General features: G+C 59.6%; 10 protein-coding genes and 3 pseudogenes. 5 read left to right on the top strand and 8 right to left on the bottom strand.

Translation table 11 applies throughout. The annotated features are described in order from the left end of the window. Positions 1–4: 4 nt before the first annotated feature. From O3306_RS12715 to O3306_RS12725, 3 genes and pseudogenes are all read left to right on the top strand, one after another. A complete protein-coding gene (locus O3306_RS12715; RefSeq protein WP_272007870.1) occupies positions 5–997 on the top strand; it encodes an NAD(P)H-quinone oxidoreductase in 993 nt (330 codons plus the stop codon). A 43-nt stretch (positions 998–1,040) separates the two neighbouring features. After that, a pseudogene (locus O3306_RS12720) lies at positions 1,041–1,215 on the top strand (IS110 family transposase); the annotation flags it as partial. 296 nt (positions 1,216–1,511) lie between these two features. Continuing rightward, on the top strand, positions 1,512–2,927 hold the full coding sequence (locus O3306_RS12725) for an efflux transporter outer membrane subunit (protein WP_272007873.1): 1,416 nt from the start codon (positions 1,512–1,514) through the stop codon (positions 2,925–2,927). A gap of 23 nt (positions 2,928–2,950) precedes the next feature. Here O3306_RS12725 and O3306_RS12730 read toward each other — a convergent pair whose 3' ends face one another. The 4 genes from O3306_RS12730 to O3306_RS12745 form a co-directional block, all read right to left on the bottom strand. Next, complete coding sequence (locus O3306_RS12730) at positions 2,951–4,294, bottom strand: HlyD family type I secretion periplasmic adaptor subunit (protein ID WP_272007875.1); 1,344 nt, start codon at positions 4,292–4,294, stop codon at positions 2,951–2,953. Continuing rightward, entirely contained in the window at positions 4,287–6,296 is a 2,010-nt protein-coding gene (locus tag O3306_RS12735) for a type I secretion system permease/ATPase (RefSeq protein WP_272007878.1), read from the bottom strand. Before O3306_RS12735 ends, O3306_RS12730 begins: the two co-directional genes overlap by 8 nt. Positions 6,297–6,329: 33 nt before the next feature. Further along, complete coding sequence (locus O3306_RS12740) at positions 6,330–8,450, bottom strand: hypothetical protein (protein ID WP_272007880.1); 2,121 nt, start codon at positions 8,448–8,450, stop codon at positions 6,330–6,332. A 118-nt stretch (positions 8,451–8,568) separates the two neighbouring features. Continuing rightward, the gene (locus tag O3306_RS12745; protein ID WP_272007882.1) at positions 8,569–11,586 is read right to left on the bottom strand and encodes a beta strand repeat-containing protein; all 3,018 of its coding nucleotides are present in this window, start codon (positions 11,584–11,586) and stop codon (positions 8,569–8,571) included. Between the two features lie 792 nt (positions 11,587–12,378). Between O3306_RS12745 and O3306_RS12750 the strand changes: the two genes are divergently transcribed. Then, positions 12,379–13,167 (top strand): helix-turn-helix transcriptional regulator, encoded by a 789-nt coding sequence (locus O3306_RS12750; protein WP_272007885.1) that lies wholly within the window; start codon positions 12,379–12,381, stop codon positions 13,165–13,167. Continuing rightward, positions 13,160–13,660 (top strand): hypothetical protein, encoded by a 501-nt coding sequence (locus O3306_RS12755; RefSeq protein WP_272007887.1) that lies wholly within the window; start codon positions 13,160–13,162, stop codon positions 13,658–13,660. Before O3306_RS12750 ends, O3306_RS12755 begins: the two co-directional genes overlap by 8 nt. A gap of 359 nt (positions 13,661–14,019) precedes the next feature. On the opposite strand, the pseudogene istB (O3306_RS12760) reads toward O3306_RS12755, so the two are convergent. The 4 genes and pseudogenes from istB (O3306_RS12760) to O3306_RS12775 all read right to left on the bottom strand — a co-directional run. Then, positions 14,020–14,759 (bottom strand): annotated as a pseudogene (istB, locus tag O3306_RS12760) (IS21-like element helper ATPase IstB). A 39-nt stretch (positions 14,760–14,798) separates the two neighbouring features. After that, a complete protein-coding gene (gene istA, locus O3306_RS12765; protein ID WP_272007902.1) occupies positions 14,799–15,881 on the bottom strand; it encodes an IS21 family transposase in 1,083 nt (360 codons plus the stop codon). Between the two features lie 139 nt (positions 15,882–16,020). Continuing rightward, positions 16,021–16,749, bottom strand: a complete 729-nt coding sequence (gene istB / locus O3306_RS12770; RefSeq protein ID WP_272007889.1) for an IS21-like element helper ATPase IstB — start codon at positions 16,747–16,749, stop codon at positions 16,021–16,023. Then, positions 16,682–17,050 (bottom strand): annotated as a pseudogene (locus tag O3306_RS12775) (IS21 family transposase); the annotation flags it as partial. The gene istB (O3306_RS12770) and the pseudogene O3306_RS12775, both read right to left, overlap by 68 nt.

A 17,050-nucleotide genomic window follows, 5' to 3' on the forward strand; every position in this document is an offset into this window, starting at 1 on the left:
CACAATGACAAATACGATGAACTACGTGAAAATAGATGGGTTCGGTGCACCTGACGTGCTGAAGCTGGCGACTGGTCCGCGTCCTGATGCTGCCGAGGGCGAGGTGCTGATCCGTGTGACCGCAGCGGGGGTCAACCGGCCGGACGTCATTCAGCGTTTGGGCAATTACCCGCCCCCTCCCGGCGCAAGCGACATACCAGGACTGGAGGTCGCGGGCGAGGTGGCCGCGCTTGGTAAGGGTGTCACCGAATTTGCGGTGGGCGACCGGGTTTGCGCGTTGGTCTCGGGCGGCGGATATGCGCAATACGTCGCGGTTCCCGTGCCTCAGGTGCTGCCAACCCCCAAGGGGTTCGACGACGTGACCGCGGCCGCCATCGCCGAGACATATTTTACGGTCTGGACCAACGTGTTCCAGTTGGGCGCGCTAAAAGAAGGCGAGACGCTTTTGGTGCATGGTGGCGCGTCCGGTATCGGCACGACGGCAATTCAGCTGGCACATGCGTTGGGCGCGCGCGTCATCACAACGGTGCGCAGCGCCGAAAAGGCGGATGCCTGCCGTGCCATCGGCGCCGAAACAGCAATTGATTATACGACGGAAAACTTCGCGGATCGCGTTCTGGAAGTAACCGAAGCACGCGGCGCTGATGTCATTCTTGACATGCGCGGCGGGGATTTCTTTCCAGAAAACCTGCGCGCGTTGGCGCAGAACGGGCGTATGGTCTCCATCGCGTCATTGGCAGGGAGAGAGGTGCGGCTTGATATATCCTTGATGATGCGCAAGCGCGCAACCATCACCGGATCGACCCTTCGAGGCCGCCCGGTTAAGGACAAGGGCGCGATTGCGAAGGAATTGCATCAACGTGTCTGGCCGCTGTTCGAGCAGGGCAAGATCAAGCCCCAGATCGCGCAGACTTTCCCGATGGCAGACGCTGCAGAGGCGCACCGCCGCCTTGAAAGCAACGATGTCGTCGGCAAGATCGTCCTGATCTGCGAGTGATTGAACCTTTGCATGGTCGCGTGTCGATGCACGTGACCATGCCAGCCACTGGACGCGCGAGATGGCGAAGCTGAGACATCAAGCCAAACTAATTACGCCGCACTACGTCCGGCCTTTCGTGAAGCGACAGAAAACGATGCGTCCGATGCCGAAGCGATTGTGATCGCGCGCGCCAGCCCGAGATGCGGTTCGTCATCCCGAAGACGGAAGACCAGCAGGATCGACGCGAAGATTAAGGCCGTAAAGGAATTTGCAATTGCGGCCGATCCGGCACGTCGTCTTCAGACAATGCCGGGAGTTGGACCTATGACAGCGCTGGCGGTCGCGGCCTTTGCGCCCGACAAACCCATTCTCAGCCGAGGCCTTGAGAAGCTGTAATGCCACGGAAACACGTGTCGCATTTACGACACGATCGCAAAATGTTCCTTTCTGAGCCTTCTGCGGCCACATTTATGCACCTTTCAACATGTAAATTACAATGTGCAGCGTATCAAAATTCAATGGAATTTACTGCATGCATGGATTTAGGGGCACTGTTTTAGGCTGCGCTTTCGCACTGGGCGGATGCTCGGCTGTGGGGCCGGACTATCAATCCCCCTCCTTGCCACTTCAGCAGCATTTTGTTGGCGGCGAGTCGACCGCGTTGGCGAGAGCCGCGCAGGAGCAGTGGTGGAGGGGATTGAATGATCCCATGCTCAACCATCTCGTCGGGCGGGGCCTGAGCCAAAATCTGGATCTTCTGGCCGGTTATGAACGGATCAGGGCGTCCCAGGCGTTGTTGGGGCGGACCGGGCAAAATGCGCAGGTCTCCGGGAATGCTGCGGCGCAGGGCAGTCGCTTCGATAACGGTATCAACGGATCACGAAACGATAGTGGATTGAGCGTCAATGCGGCCTATGTGTTCGACTTGTTCGGTGGTGTGCGACGCGGCCGCGAACAGGCGCTGGCCAACTATGAGGCCGCACAATACGACGTGGGCACGGTGCGTCTGGCCTACCTGGCCGATATCGTCGACAGCTACATTCGTGCGCGCTATTTTCAGGCCGCTGCGTCGATCACACGGAACACCATAGAAAGCCGTCGTCGGACAGTCTCACTTGTCAACCGCCGGCGGGAGGCGGGAGAGGCGACGGCGCTGGAACTGGCGCAGGCAAGATCGCTGCTGAGTTCGGCACAGGCAACGCTGCCGTATCTTGTCGCGAGTTTCGAGAGCAACGTTTATCACATCGCCACGCTGCTGGCAGAGCCAGCCGGTCCGATCCTTGTAAAGATGCAAAGCGGGGCAAGCCAACCGCGACCACAGTGGATCGGCAATGCAGGGGTTCCCGCCGATCTTTTGCGGAACAGGCCCGACGTGCGGTACGCCGAGCGCAATTTTGCAGCCGCGACTGCTGCTATAGGGGTCGCCGAGGCACAGCTTTATCCTGCACTGACGCTGGACGGTTCGATCACGGAAGGGACGCTGGACACTTGGCGCTTTGGCACCGCTCTGGCGCTGCCGCTGCTCAACCGCGGAATATTGAAGGCAAGTCGCAACCTGGCCATTTCGCAGGCGCGTCAGGCGCAGATGGCATGGCGCAACGCGGTGCTGGTGGCCGTCGAGGATGTGCAGTCCGGCCTGAGCCTGACCAAGCGGTGGCGCGTCCAGATGGGATCTCTGGATGTGGCAGCACGGGAGTCTTCGCGCGTTCTTGCCCTGTCCCAACAAAGCTATGCGGGTGGCGCGATCATTCTGACTGATGTGCTGGATTCCGAGCGGGATGACGCCAGCAACCAGCTCGCCGTGGCGGCTGGTGCGCGGGACTATGCCTTGAGCTGGGCACGGCTGCAGGTCGCGACCGGTCGGGGGTGGTACGCCCATGACGGCTCCAAGGCACCCGCCAAGATCGTCAAGAAAGACGGCGTCACGCCGGCCCCCACGGTCCAATAGAACGGGCAGCGGCGCAGCTCGTTCTATTGCTCTCGGAACGCGCGCGACATGCTGTCCACCACGGGTTTGGCCAGATACTCGGCAAAGGTGCGGGTTTTGGTCTGTATCATGATCTGAGCGGGCATGCCGGGCGTCGGGGTGAAGTCCCCGACACGTCTCAATTGCTCGGGTGACAGGGAAACCCGCGTCACATAGACATCGCGGGTGGTCCCGTTGTTCTGATCCGTCACTGCATCGGCAGAGACGTAGATGACCTTGCCGTCCAGAATTGGCGTCGTGCGTTGGTTCAGCGCGGTCAACCTGACCGTCGCGGATTGGCCGCGCTTGACGTTGTCGATGTCCATCCGCGCGATCTGCACCTCGACAATCAAGGGCTGGTCAGCGGGCAGTATTTCGGCGATGGCCTTGCCGCTTTCCACCACGCCGCCCGCAGTGTGATAGTAGAGCCGCACGACAGTGCCGGAGACAGGGGCGACCACATCGGAGCGCTGACTCACGTTATGGGCCTTGCGGGCTTTTTCGCGGATCGATTCAAGTTCGGATTGCACAGTCTGCAATTCATCGAGCGTGGCTTGGCTGTGATCGCCGAGAACCTTCTCGACCTGGATTTGGTATTTCCGTTTGATCTGTTCGATCTCGTCGACCTCGGCCTGCAGCCGTCCAACCTGGCCCACAGCTTCAATCTTGGCGCGTTTCAGGGCCGTCACTTCCGATTTCCGCACCAGTCCCGCCTTGAACAGCTCTTCTTTCGACTCGAGATCCTCCGTCAGCAATTCGCGCTGCATCTCATAGGCTTTGAGCTGTGTGGCATAGCCGACCCGCCTGATCCCAAGCGCCTCGATATTGCGTTCCAGCAGCGTCAGGTTGTTTTGCAGGGACGATTGCGACACCCTGAAGGCAAGAGCCTGTCCGTCTAGGATCGACGCGATCTCATAATCATCGCGCCGCGCATTCAGAGCGTCGGAGAATACCAGCGCGGAATCGCGGCGGTATTCGGCCAGGATGCGCTGCTCCGTCGCCTCCAGCCTGACCTGACGCAGTTCAAGCTCGCGCTCGTTGGCGGAGGATGCCGTTTTGTCCAGACGGAGCAACAGCTGCCCCTTTCTGACGAAATCCCCCTCGCGCACGGTAATTTCATTGATGATGCCACCTTCGAGGTGTTGCACGATCTTGTTGCGCCCGGTCGCAACAAAACTGCCCTGTGCAATGACCGCAGCTGCCAAGGGCGCACGAAATGCCCAGGCCCCGAACCCGCCGAAAGTTACGATCATCAGTACAAGGCCCAATATGCCGAATTTCATGACCGAGCGGGGCACGTCAGTGTACCAAATCGATTCTGTGGCCGAGATGTTGATGTCTTCAGCCATTGTTGGTGGCCCCCTTTGATATCTGGTTGCCAGCCTGTTGTTGCGGGGGCATCTTGTTCGGCTGCGGTTTCTTGCCTGTCAGCCGCGTCAGCACTTCGATGCGTTCCCCGAACATGCTGATGGAGCCATCGGCGAGCAGCATGATTTTGTCGACGACGCTCAGCAGCGACGGCTTCTGGGTGATCACCACAACGGTGATCTTGTTTTCCTTGGCGTGCTGGATTGCCCGGGCGAGGGCCTTGTCGCCGTTGGTATCGAGGTTCGAGTTGGGTTCATCCAGCACGACAAAACGCGGATTGCCGAAAAAGGCACGCGCCAGCGCGATGCGCTGTTTCTGACCGCCTGACAGCGGCGATCCGTCCGCGGCGACCATCGTCTCGTAGCCCTGCGGCAGCGAGGCGATCATCTGGTGGACGTCGGCAAGGGTGGCTGCGGTGTGGATTTGTTCATCCGTGGCATCGGGCCGCATCCGGCCGATGTTCTGCTTGATGGTGCCGGGGAAAAGCTGCACGTCCTGCGGGACGTAGCCAATATTCTCGCCGAACTGGCGCGGGTCCCAGTTGCGCAGATCCATCAGGTCCAGTCGCACGTTGCCGGATGTCGGCAGGATCGACCCTACCAGCATCCGCCCCAACGTCGTCTTGCCCGCCCCGGAATTGCCGATCACACCTAATGTTTCACCGGGGTTAAGTGAAAAGCTGATGCCATTGAGCACAACCTGCTTGGTGCCGCCGGGCACATATAGCAGCCTTTCGACATCAAGCCGCCCTTCGGGACGGGGCAGGTGCAGACGCTCGAACTGGACCTTGGACCCGCGCAGCAGTGCCGCGACGCGATCATAGGCCGCTCGCGACAGCAAGAAGCCATTCCAGCCCTCAATGGAACCTTCCACGGGTGCGAGCGCACGACCCGCAATGATGGAGGCGGCGATGACCATCCCACCCGTGATTTCCCCGGCAAGCGCCAGCCACGCGCCCCATCCCAACATGCCGATCTGGGTGAGCAGGCGCACCATGCGTGACAGTGCCGCTGACATGATGTTGCGATCCTGCGCTCTGACCTGCTCGGTGAGCGAGGTCGCCGTGTCGCGGCCCCAGATCATCACCGCCTCAGGGATCATCGCAAGAGCGTTGATGATCTGGCTGTTACGCGCCATCGAGTCCAGATGCATGTTCGCCTTGGACTGGGCTCGGTTGGCACTGGCGAAAGGCTTGGCCGTTATTTTCTGGTTGCAGATGGCGATCACGAGCAAGAGCAGCGAAGCAATGGTGACAATCATGCCCAGATGAGGATGCACCAGAAAGATTGCGAAAAAGAACAGCGGGGCGAACGGAACATCGAGAAACGAGATCAGCGTGCCGCTTGTGAGGAACCCGCGCAGTTGCTGCAGGTCGCCCAGCGTCTGGTATTCGCGCCCTGTCCCGTGGAGCGACGCATGTGCCGCAGCGCTCAGAGTCGGTGCGCCCAGTCGCACGGCCACTTCTACCGCAGTTCGCATCAGGATAAATCGCCTTATGGCGTCGAAAACCGCCTGCATCACCACGGCCCCGACGATCACGATGGTCAACATGATCAGTGTGTCGACTGATCGGCTGGTAAGCACCCTGTCCGATATCTGGAAAAGGTAAATCGGGATTGCGAGGATCAGGATATTGGTGGCGCAGGTCAGCAGCAGGACGATGACCATATTGCGCCGCACCGCCGCCACGCCCTGCCGCAGGCTCTTGCCAAAGTCTTCGGGGCCGAGGCGCTTGTGAAAATTTGCGCCGCCGCCACCGCCGCCCGTTTCTCGGTCGGATGATTTGATAGGGCCGGTATCACCCTCGATCACTGGGCCTTTGCCGATCTCTTCCAGAGACTTTCCGCGCGCATCCGCGTAGACGCGGTGCTTGTGTTCCAGCTGCAATGGTCCCAGCCCGTCGCGACGCGACTTGAAAAGATTGGCGGCGCTCTTGTCCGGAGCGGATTGCGTGGATGGCTTGGGGGCTACGTAATCTTTCATGTGAAATTTCCGATCGAAATGGGCCGCATGGGTCTATGCCAGAACTGTCTGCATGACATCGGATTGCCCTGCCGTATCGGTGTCAATCTGGGTTGAGGTGATCGCTGCGTGGGTGGCCTCGGTGATATGCGTGCCCATCATGTCGTCGGACAGGAACGCGACCGCCTCGTTGACAAGGTCGCTGATGCCGCTCGCCATCTGGACGCCATTGGGCATCCCGTCCGGGTCGAGGAACCCGGCCTGATGGATCAGTGCGTCACTGTAATTTTCACCGCCCGCCATCACCACCGAGTCGATGCCGAAGTCATGAACTGTCGCGATGTTGACCTGCGCGTTCGAACCGGCGACGACCGACACTGCGCCACCTGATGCGGCGGCTGCCGTTGTTGCGGCATTGGCTACCGCCATCTGCACGATGTTCACCTGATCGACATCGCCCAAGACGTTGGTCTGTTCGGCGATAGTCACTGTCACGAAATCATCTTCGATGTAGAGCACCCGTAGCAGGTCCGTTCCGGCGAAGAGCGCGTCATGCGTCACGGCCGTCGTCACGTCCTCGGCCCCTTGAGCGAACTGATCGAGGGCGTCACTGAAGTTCGCGGTCATCTCGGCTTTGGTATCGACGCCGGTGGTCGCGATCCGGGCAAGGTTATATTGCAGGTTGTCGCCAAGATTGACGTCCGTGGTGCCGTCGATCCAGTTGGCGTCGAGAAGCACGTTGGTCTGGGTAAGCATGGTGACGTCGATGAAATTTCCGCCCACCATGATCAGATCGTAGTTGAATCCGGTCTCGGTCAGGAACGCTTCGTTGTACTCGGTGTTCTCGCCCAGTCCGAAGTATGTGTTCGACCCGGAGATGGTGATCTCTGCGGTATCGTTGTCGGTGCCGAAGTTGTACTGTTGCGTCCAGTTCACTTGCGTCACGCTCGTCTCGAGCCGAACTGTGACGGAGTTGGCAGGCAGGCCATTCAGGGGGGATACGTCCGGCTTCGCCTTGACGGAGGATGAGGTTACGATCTCGGCCACGTTGAGCGCATTGGAAGTTGCCGAAGCGACCTGCCCCGAGACGACATCATGTGTTGCCATCACATTCACCTGGCTGATCGCGTCCAGATGCACGGCATCGTTTTGGACGGCGATCACATCGGCATCCAGCCAGCTGCTTTTGAGCTGCATTTCGTTGAGTTGAGTATTTGCGCCCGCCACGACCTCATGGCCGGGATCGACAGCCCAAAGGTCGGTCACACTGTCACCGAAATCCTCGGCGAAGTCGTGTTGGGGTGCTGTCGCGTTTGTATCAGGCCCTGCATCATCGGGTCCGGCGTCGATTTCTTCATCTACGGACTGTCCGGCTGTCGCCTGACCGGAAGTTCCGGATTGGGTCTCGTCGGTTTCGTTAACGGCTTCCTCGGGACGCAGGAAGGCTGGCAGGAGATCTTCGAGCTCTGGCACCTCGACGGCGCTGTTACCGTCGATGAAGATACCGCTGGCCGCGGCTCCGGTGGTCGTGTGGACACTGGCCGTAGCGGGGTGAGTTTCTCCGCCTTCTTCTGCGGCACGGATCGCGGACATCGCCTCTGCCACGAAATCCTGCCATCCGTCTTCGTCCGCAGGCGTGTCGGGTACGACAAACCCTGCCAGACTTTCGGCCGTATCCTCAAGTGACGTGAGTGCCGTATCGACCGACCGGGCCATCGCCGGGGTTTGTTCGACACCGGTTCCGACGACGTCGTCGTCATTCAGATCATTGAGCTGGACGGTGATGGAAGCGACCGAACTTGGGAGGGGCAGGGTGAGCGAGACATTTGCCGAACCTCCGCTTAGCCCGCTGCCGATATTCTCCTGGGATTGGAAACTGTCTGTCGGAGTATTGAATACCTTCGAGGGCAAAGATGGCGCGTTGGCCGGTGGAGCGGCGACCGCCGACGTGGCCTGACTGGAAGTGGCGCGATAATCGAGCTTGGGATCGTAATCCTCAAGTCGGTAAGCGGAATTGACACGGAAAGGATCGGCGTTGAGGACATCCAGCGCGTCTTGCGCTTTTCGGTTGGCCTGAAATTCGAGATATTGATCGCGCAGGCGGATTTCTTCGACGGAAATATGGAAATGCCCGATGAAGTGGGCGATCGTTTCAGTTGTTGCATCAATTGCCATTTGGCATCGGTCCGTTTCCACTGGTTAAAGTTTCAGAATCGGCCTTGAAGAAATCGTAACGGTAGTTCCGGGGGGCCAGGGCCGGCTTGTGCCGGCCCTGGCTTTGTTTTTTTGTGACTTAGGAGTCGTCGTCACCAACGTAGCTGGAGCTGAACGAGCCGCCGACGACGTTCATGTCAACGGTGTTGCCCAGCACATTGGCACCCATCACGATGGACTGGTTGAATGCCGCTACATCAACCTGAGCCGCCGCCGAGGCGTAGGATTCACCGGTGACGAAACCATCGTCCCCGTTGCTGGAACCCCAGGTACCGGCATTGCCGCCCATACCACCGTCTCCGGTCGTTGCGCTGCCACCGGCACCGCCTGCTGCGGCACCACCCATCGCGGCACCACCGGTGGACATGCCACCCGCCGCGTCGCCGGTTCCGCCGCCTGCGGCGTTCGCAATGCCACCGGCACCGCTGTCACCACTGGTTCCCATCACGTCGCCACTCGCATCGTTCGAGTTGGACGCATCGGCGCTGTTGCCAGCAGCACCACCGTCGCCGGTAACGACATCAGTGCTGTTGCCGTTCATCGACTCGGCAAGTGCCTCGGCCGCGATATCGGACAGACCGCCGTAGCCACCGTCATTGTCGGTGTAGCCGTCTGCCATACCTTCACCAGTGGCGTCGGTATCGGAGTTGGTATTGCCACCCGCTCCGCTGTCGGCAGCTGAGTCGGCGCTGCCATCGGCATCCGCAGCAGCATCAGCCGCAGCGTCGCCCATTCCGCCAGCACCGCTGTCGGCCATCGCGTCGCCGTTGCCGGTGCCATTGGCATCGTCATCGGACATAGCGTCGCCTGCGCCGCCAGCACCCGAGTCCGAGTCGGTAGACCCGGCACCGTCTGCCATCGCGTCGCTTGCGGACATCGCATCGCCGTTACCGGCATCACCGGATGTACCAGTGTTGGCAGCATCGCTGCCGATGTCGTTGTCGGCCATTCCGGCAGTGGACGTACCGTTGCCACCGTTGCCCGCAGTGTTATCGCTGCGGCCAGTACCGGCTCCGGTTCCCGTGGCGTCGTCATCGGTCATCGCGTCGCCGTCGCCGGCCCCGCCATTCCCACTGTCGCCACCGGCACCACCGTTACCGCTGTCGCCACCGGCACCACTGTTGCCACCGGCACCGCTGTCACCAGCCGCACCGCTGTTGCCACCAGCACCGCTGTTGCCACCGGCACCGCTGTCGCCAGCCGCACCGCTGTCACCACCGGCATTGCCGTTGCCGCCGTCACCAGTGTCGCCAGCGGCTGCACCAGCGACACCAATGCCGCCCAACAGACCCAGACCGGCTGCTGCAGCGCCTGCGTTGCTGCCGGCACCACCATCGCCGCCGTCGCCGCCGTTACCAGCGTTGCCGGTATCACCAGCGTTGCCGGTATCACCAGCATTTCCGGTATCACCAGCGTTTCCGCTGTCACCAGCGTTTCCGGTATCACCAGCGTCACCGGTATCACCGGCGTCACCGGCATCACCAGCGTCACCAGCGTCACCGGCGTCGCCAGCATCGCCGCCGTCAGCGTCTGAATCCGTGCCTGCGGCACCAATCCCGGCGCCAAGGCCCAGTCCGAAGGCGTTGCCGCCGTCGCCACCGTCGGTCTCGCTCTCGGATTCAGCGTCGCCGTCAGACTCAGCATCGGCGTCCTGATCGACTTCGCCTGTATCGCCGCCGTCACCGTTGGCGTCGCTGCCTGACAGGGCTACGCCCAGACCTGCTGCGTCACTGTCTATGTCGCCGGAGTCTCCGCCGTCACCTTCGCTGTCGCTGTCGGTCGAACCGGCACCAATACCCAGCCCAAGAGCAAGCGCGTCACCTGAATCTCCGCCATCAGCATCGCTGTCGGCATCGGCATCAGAGTCGCTGTCTTGCTCGGCGTCGCTCTCGGCATCGCCGGAGTCACCACCGTCATCGTCGGAGCTTGCACCGGCAAGGCCCAGGCCTGCAGAGATGTTGTCGCCATCTGCGGCACCACCTGCGCCACCTTCGCCATCGGCATCGGTATCGGCAGAAACATCGCTGTTGCCACCGCTGGTCTGGGCGTCGTCATTTTCGCCGCCTGCACCACCGTTACCGTCCGCAGCTGCGTCTACGTCGCCGCCTTCTGCATCATGACCGGTCGCATCCGTGTCGCCGCTGTCGCCAGCGTCGCCGCCAGTGGCATCGGTATCACCTGAATCGCCGCTCGTACCGCCGGTTGCGCCGGAGAATCCTCCAGCTGCGATCCCGCCAAGCGACGCGCCGCCATCGGCATAGGCATCGCTGCCACCTTTTGCACCGTCGGAACTGGTACTGATGCCTTCCTCTGCACGTGCGTGTCCGCCCGACGCGTTGCCGGACTGGTCAAACGTGCCGTCGTTGCTGACATGCGCTTCTTCCAGAGTGTCGGCATCGTTGAGGTGATTGGTCTGTACATTGACAAACCCGGCATCATTACCTGCGCCTGTCAGCGAACCGTTCAGCACTTCACCCAGGTCGATGTCATTGCCCGGATCATGGTTGATGTTGCCATCGGCGGTGAAGATATCGCCGGTCGTGGACCCATCCAGATCGAAATCAGCGAAGTCGTCATCCGTTGGATCGAAGCCATCGAGATCAAGCTCGACATCAATGTCGACGTCCACGTCGGTATCGCTGCTGACATCTACGGTCGTGTCCGAAGTGTTGGAGTTCTCATTGTCGTTGTCGTTGTCGTTCTCGCTTACGTTCGAGTTATCGTTGCCATTCGCGTTATCATTGCCATTCGTGTTATCGCTGGCATTCGCGTTGTCGTTGCCATTCGTATTGTCGCTGGCATTTGCGTTGTCGTTGCCATTCGCGTTGTCATTGCCATTCGTGTTATCACTGGCATTGGCGTTGTCATTACCATTCGTATTGTCGCTGGCATTGGCGTTGTCATTGCCATTCGTATTGTCGCTGGCATTGGCGTTGTCATTACCGTTTTCATTTGCATTGTCAGACGACGAAGCCGCGTCAGCGATTGCATCGGCTGTTGCTACAGCATCGTCGTCATCGCCGATGGTGAAGGCCGCGTTATCACCGAGGGTGACCATCCCGTTATTGATGATCCCGCTGTTGTTTCGTTGTGACATTATTTTATCCCCGTTGTGGCGCCGACCACATCCCGCTGCTCATCTACAAAGCGGGCACTGCGCAGGGCGCGTGTTTGGACTGGTTTGGATTGTTTTCAGTGATGTGGGTGTGTCGGCGAAAACTCGGCCGAAACAGACCACGCATCAGCTCAAGCTCTGTGCGTATCTACACCTCCCTCCCGGTTGCAGATCGCGTGCGGAGTTTTATCAGAAAATAGCCGACCCCACCGTCTGGTTTGAAAATTCAGAAACCAGCTGATCTGCAAGAAATATTAGTTACACGCGGTGACCGAACAGAAGGTCACCGATCAGCCCGTAAAAACGCGGGCCAATGCTGGGAGCGTGGCAGGCAAGGCGGAATTGGAATAGCCGGTAATAGGGCGTAGAAGGCGCTCCGCCCCAGAAACTCAAGGGGTTAATGAAACTTTTTCGGCGTCTCGGGCATAAGTTTTCGCCATGCTCAGGACATGAAAATGACCGAATCGGTCATAATGATTGCCTGAACTTGTCCCGCATTATGCCGTAATGCGAGTATTTTGTCTTGGAGCGCAATCAGAGCGTGTATTGCTATGCTCAAACGATTAGCTTCCCATTATTTTGATTAATAATACTTTTAGCGCTTTTGGCGCCGTAGCTAGTCACATCGTCTCACGTGATACCCATTTTATTACTATGTACACGCCAATATTGCGGGTACCATATCTGTGCGAAAGAAATTTTCTGCCAGACAGTTTATTGTCGAGTGCCGCAGCTTCGCTTGTTGGTAAAATCTCTTGGAAAAAAGGGTTAGTCATGATCAAGAGTATTGAACCAGTCTCTTGTGAGACCGGACCGGAAAAAACAGAACAAAGTGAATCCGCCGTCGTGTTCGTAGGAGGGGCGTTCAGCTTTTCCGATTTGACGATACGCATATTCAGTGATGCCTTCCCGTCCATCCGGGCGCTGCGGGTGTCAACTCAGGCGGATTTGCACCTGCTGATACAAACGCGAGGCGATCCGGCCATGGTCGTTTTCGAGCAATCCTTCTTCAGGCAATTCATCGACGGTGCCGACAGTCTTGGACGGATATGCGGTAGGGTCCGTATGGTCCTGGCCTATAGTGACCCACGGATCGCATTGCGGGTATTGAAGGCGAGGCGGGCTGCTCCGGAACTGAAGCCTGTCTGCTTCCTGCCCATGGAGCGGAACCTTGATACGTGGTTGGCAATTTCCGGCCTCCTGCTCAGAGGTGAAAGCTACCTGCCGCCGGAGGTATTCGAAGCCATCGACATTCCCGAAGAAGACGTGGCGCCGCCAGAAATTCCGGACCAGACTTGTGGTTTGAAATCCGAAGTTTCAGAAGATCGCCCGTCGGCATTGAAACCGCTGACGGAACGTGAGGCCCAGATATTGTCGATGGTTGCTCTGGGCAAACAGAACAAGATCATTGCGGGCGATCTTGGCCTCTCTGTACATACGGTCAAGCTGCATATCCATCACGTCATCCACAAGCTTGGAGTCAACAACAGGACGGCGGCTTCGGCCTGGTATCACGAGCGGTTCCTTTCTGACGACGCGGGCCCACAGGTCCTGAATGGCTGAAGACGCAAATCCAACCCAGTTCGACGCGCTTTTGCTGCTGATTGGCAAGCTCAACTATTCATGGACCAACACCGAAAGCCTGTTGATCCACCTGATTGCGGGACTGTCGCGCACCGACAAGGAAACTGCCGTCATCATCTTCCTGACGCTCAACACAATGCGGGCGCGAGTGGATCTGGTGGAGCGGCTTGCAAAGATGGAACGGGTCTCGGAGGACGAGAGGGACTGTATTCTGAAACTGACCCAGGACATCCTCAAATTGTCCCGGTTGCGTAACCACTACAATCACTCGATCTACGCATTCGATCCGCAGAGCGGGATGGCACGCACCATCCTGATGCGGATTGCGGACCGAAAACAGGAAATCAAAATGGGACAGGCCACAGCGATAGACGCAGGTGCACTGGCTGAATTGGAAACTGCGATCACTGACTTGGGCCGTTTGAACCACCGGTTCTGGGATGCGATCCGAGAGTACGGTTATCCCACCTGAGACGTCACTCTGTCCGGGGATGTCGCATGTTTGACGTCAGCTATTTGATTGTCAAAATCAGGCCGGCCTTTTCGCTGAGGAACAGAACGCCAAAGCAAGCGCGGCACCGACGACTACCAAAATCAAACCCGCAGACTCTCGTCATGAATGAGGGACTAGATGGGGGCACGTCTGGATGAGAACGCAGGGCTGGAAAAGCGACTGGCCTAGGAGATGCCGGTTCTGACTGGCATGTCAATGAGCGTTCAAAACTGACCCGGTTTGAGCGTTTGATTTTGACCCGCCTATCGGATGGCAAAGCCCCTAGGCGGGCCGCCCTCATATAGCGAGTCCGTCTGGGGGCTTTGTCTGCGTCGCGGTTATTTTTCTGTGCGGCGTTTGCTCTGCGCGAAGCGGTATGACCTGTTGCCAGTCTCGATTATGGCGCAGTGGTGCGTGACGCGATCCAAAAGCGCGGTTGTCATCTTGGCATCGCCGAAGACAGCGACCCATTCCCCGAACTCCAGGTTGGTGGTGATGATGACGCTGGTTTTCTCGTAGAGCTTGCTGATCAGGTGGAACAGCAATGCGCCGCCGGATTTCGGGAACGGGATATAGCCCAACTCGTCGATGATGACGCAATCCAGGGATGACAATTGCCGGATGATCTTCCCGGCGTTGCCGTCGGCCTGTTCCTTGATCAGGGCATTGATCAGATCGACCGCGTTGAAGAAGCGGGCCTTCTTGCCATTGTTGATCAGGGCGGTTCCAAGCGCGATGGCGATATGGGTTTTGCCTGTCCCGGTTCCGCCCACCAGGATGAGGTTATGTGCCTCTTCGGTGAACTGGCCCGAGCAGAAGGGCTCGATCTGGGTTTTGGTGACGGCTGCTGCGCCGTAATCGAAGGTAGCGAAGTCCTTGTGATGCGGGAACTTCGCGATCCGCATTTGATACTGGATGGAGCGCACCCGGCGCTCTACAGTCTCCGCGTCGATCAGGTGTTTTATCGCCAGCGCAGCGCGGTCAGACTTGGCGGCTTGCGCGCGGACAGCAAATCATGTGCGCAAGCTGCCATTCCATGCAGTCTCAGGGCGGTCAGTTGGTCCCCTCTCGGCAGCATCGCAGTGCAATGCGCCTGCCGGGCAATGGATGAGGGCGTTCATGCGGCGGCCTCCTCGGCGGAGTACAATGCCTCATAGCGCTTGCAATCGGCTTCCGGGCGCAGGGTCAGCTGCGGATAGGTGTATGGTTCGCCCAAGGGGGTGATGACCGGCTCGACCAGCTGGTTGATCAGATTGACGATGGCCGGCAGGCGCAGGGTATTTTGCTCCACCGCCAGATCACACGCAATCTCGACGACCTCGGTCCCGTGATCCTGAGCCAGCAGGAGCAGGTCGACAAACTCCCGATCCCCTCCTTTGCCGGCCATGTAATGTTCTCTGATCCGATGCATGGCATCGGGCAGTTGCCAGTCCACGAAGGGTGCCCCGTTGCGCAAGGCGCCGGGTTTGCGGTCCAGCAGAGGAACGTAATGCCACGGTTCAAAGTAGCTGACGTTGCGGGTGAAGCGGCGCTTGTGCTCGGCAATGACATCCTGGCCTGACACCAGCACGATCCGGCCCGCATAGGCGCGCAGGGAGACATGCTGGCCGGCAAAACGGGAAGGCACGCTGTAGCGATTGCTGGCATATTGAACCAGGCAGGTGGAGCGGACACGCACCGTCTTCTCCACGTAGCCGTCAAAAGCCCGCCCCAGGGGGCGCAGCTCGGCCCGCTCATCTTCAAAAACCTCCGCAATCGTGCGAGCCGATTGTTCAGGGTGAGCGCGACTTGCCAATTCCTCGCAGCGCAGGCGCAACCAGTCGTTCAGCCCGTCCAGATCATCGAAGGCTGGCATGGGAACAAACAATCGGCCTCGTAAAAACTGGACCTGGTCCTCGACCTGCCCCTTCTCCCAACCCGACGCGGGGGTGCAGGCCACCGGCTCCATGACATAGTGGTTCATCAACGCCAGGAACCGCGGATGGAACACCCGGTCCTTCGAGCGGGAGACATAGGTCACCATCGTTTTGGGATTGTCGATGATCACCCGTCGCGGAACCCCGCCGTAGCAGGACAGCGCCCGCACAAAAGCATCCAGCACCATCTCCTGGCTCTCGCCGGGATAGGCGACGACAAAGGGCTTGCGACTGTGGCACAGGCGGAAGTGGGCAACCTTAACCTTCTGCTCGACACCGCCCAGGACAACGCGCTGTCAATCGGCATTGAACTTTGACCCCTTATCGGCGTCCAATATTGCCCCCCTTGTGCTGAGCAGGCCCGGCGCTGCGTAGCCCTCACATAGCGCAGCGGCGGCGGGCCTGCGGGGTTTCGGGATTGCGCTATGCGCGGTTCTTGAAGCGCCAGCTTTCGTTTCCGGTTTCGACGATCTCGCAGTGGTGCGTAAGCCGGTCGAGCAACGCGGTTGTCATTTTGGCATCGCCGAAGACGCTGGGCCATTCGCCGAAGGCCAGGTTGGTTGTGACGATGATGGATGTGCGTTCGTAGAGTTTGCTGATCAGGTGGAACAGGAGCTGTCCGCCGGTTTGGGCGAAGGGCAGATAACCCAGTTCATCGAGGATCAGGAAGTCGAGGCGGGAGATGAGATCGGCGGTTCGGCCTTGGCGTTCTGCGCGGGCTTCTGCGTCCAGCTTGTTCACCAAGTCGACGACATTGAAGAACCGGCCTCGGCGCCCGGCCCGGATGCACGCGCGGGCGATGCTGACGGCGAGATGGGTCTTGCCGGTGCCTGTGCCTCCGATCAGGACAAGGTTGCGTTGGTGATCCAGGAAATCGCCCGTGGCCAGGTCGCGGATCAGCGTCTCGTTGACTTGCGCCGCCTCGAAGTCGAACTCTTCCAGTTCCTTGGCGAGCGGCAGCTTGGCGATGGTCATCTGGTATTTGACTGACCGGGCTTGCTTCTCTCGGATCTCGGCGGTGAGCAGATCGCCGATGATCTGCTGGGGCTCGTGCTGGCGCTTAACGGCGGTAGTCAGCACCTCGTCATAGGCGGCCTTCATTCCGTAGAGCCGCAGCTTCCCCATCGCGTTGATCACGTCCGAGCGTTCCATTCTGTGTTCTCCTCAGGCTGTCATATCGGTTGCAGTCGGCAATGGGCTCACAGGCCAGCCGCAGGGCATCCGGGGTGGTGATTGTCAGGGGCGGTGGTGGCTCGCGGTGACGGGCCAGGATGTTCAGCACGACGCCTGCCGAATGGACGTTGTGCGACAGAGCCTCGGCACAGGCCGCTTCAACCGCATCCAGCCCATCGGTCAGCACGGCGGCGAGGATATCGACCATCTGCCGGTCGCCGCCCGGCTGACGTTCCAGTTTGCGCCACACGCGACGGATCGGGAGCGGCAAGTCCCATCC

The organism is Roseovarius sp. ZX-A-9 (assembly GCF_028369135.1).
Classification (GTDB): Bacteria; Pseudomonadota; Alphaproteobacteria; order Rhodobacterales; family Rhodobacteraceae; genus Roseovarius.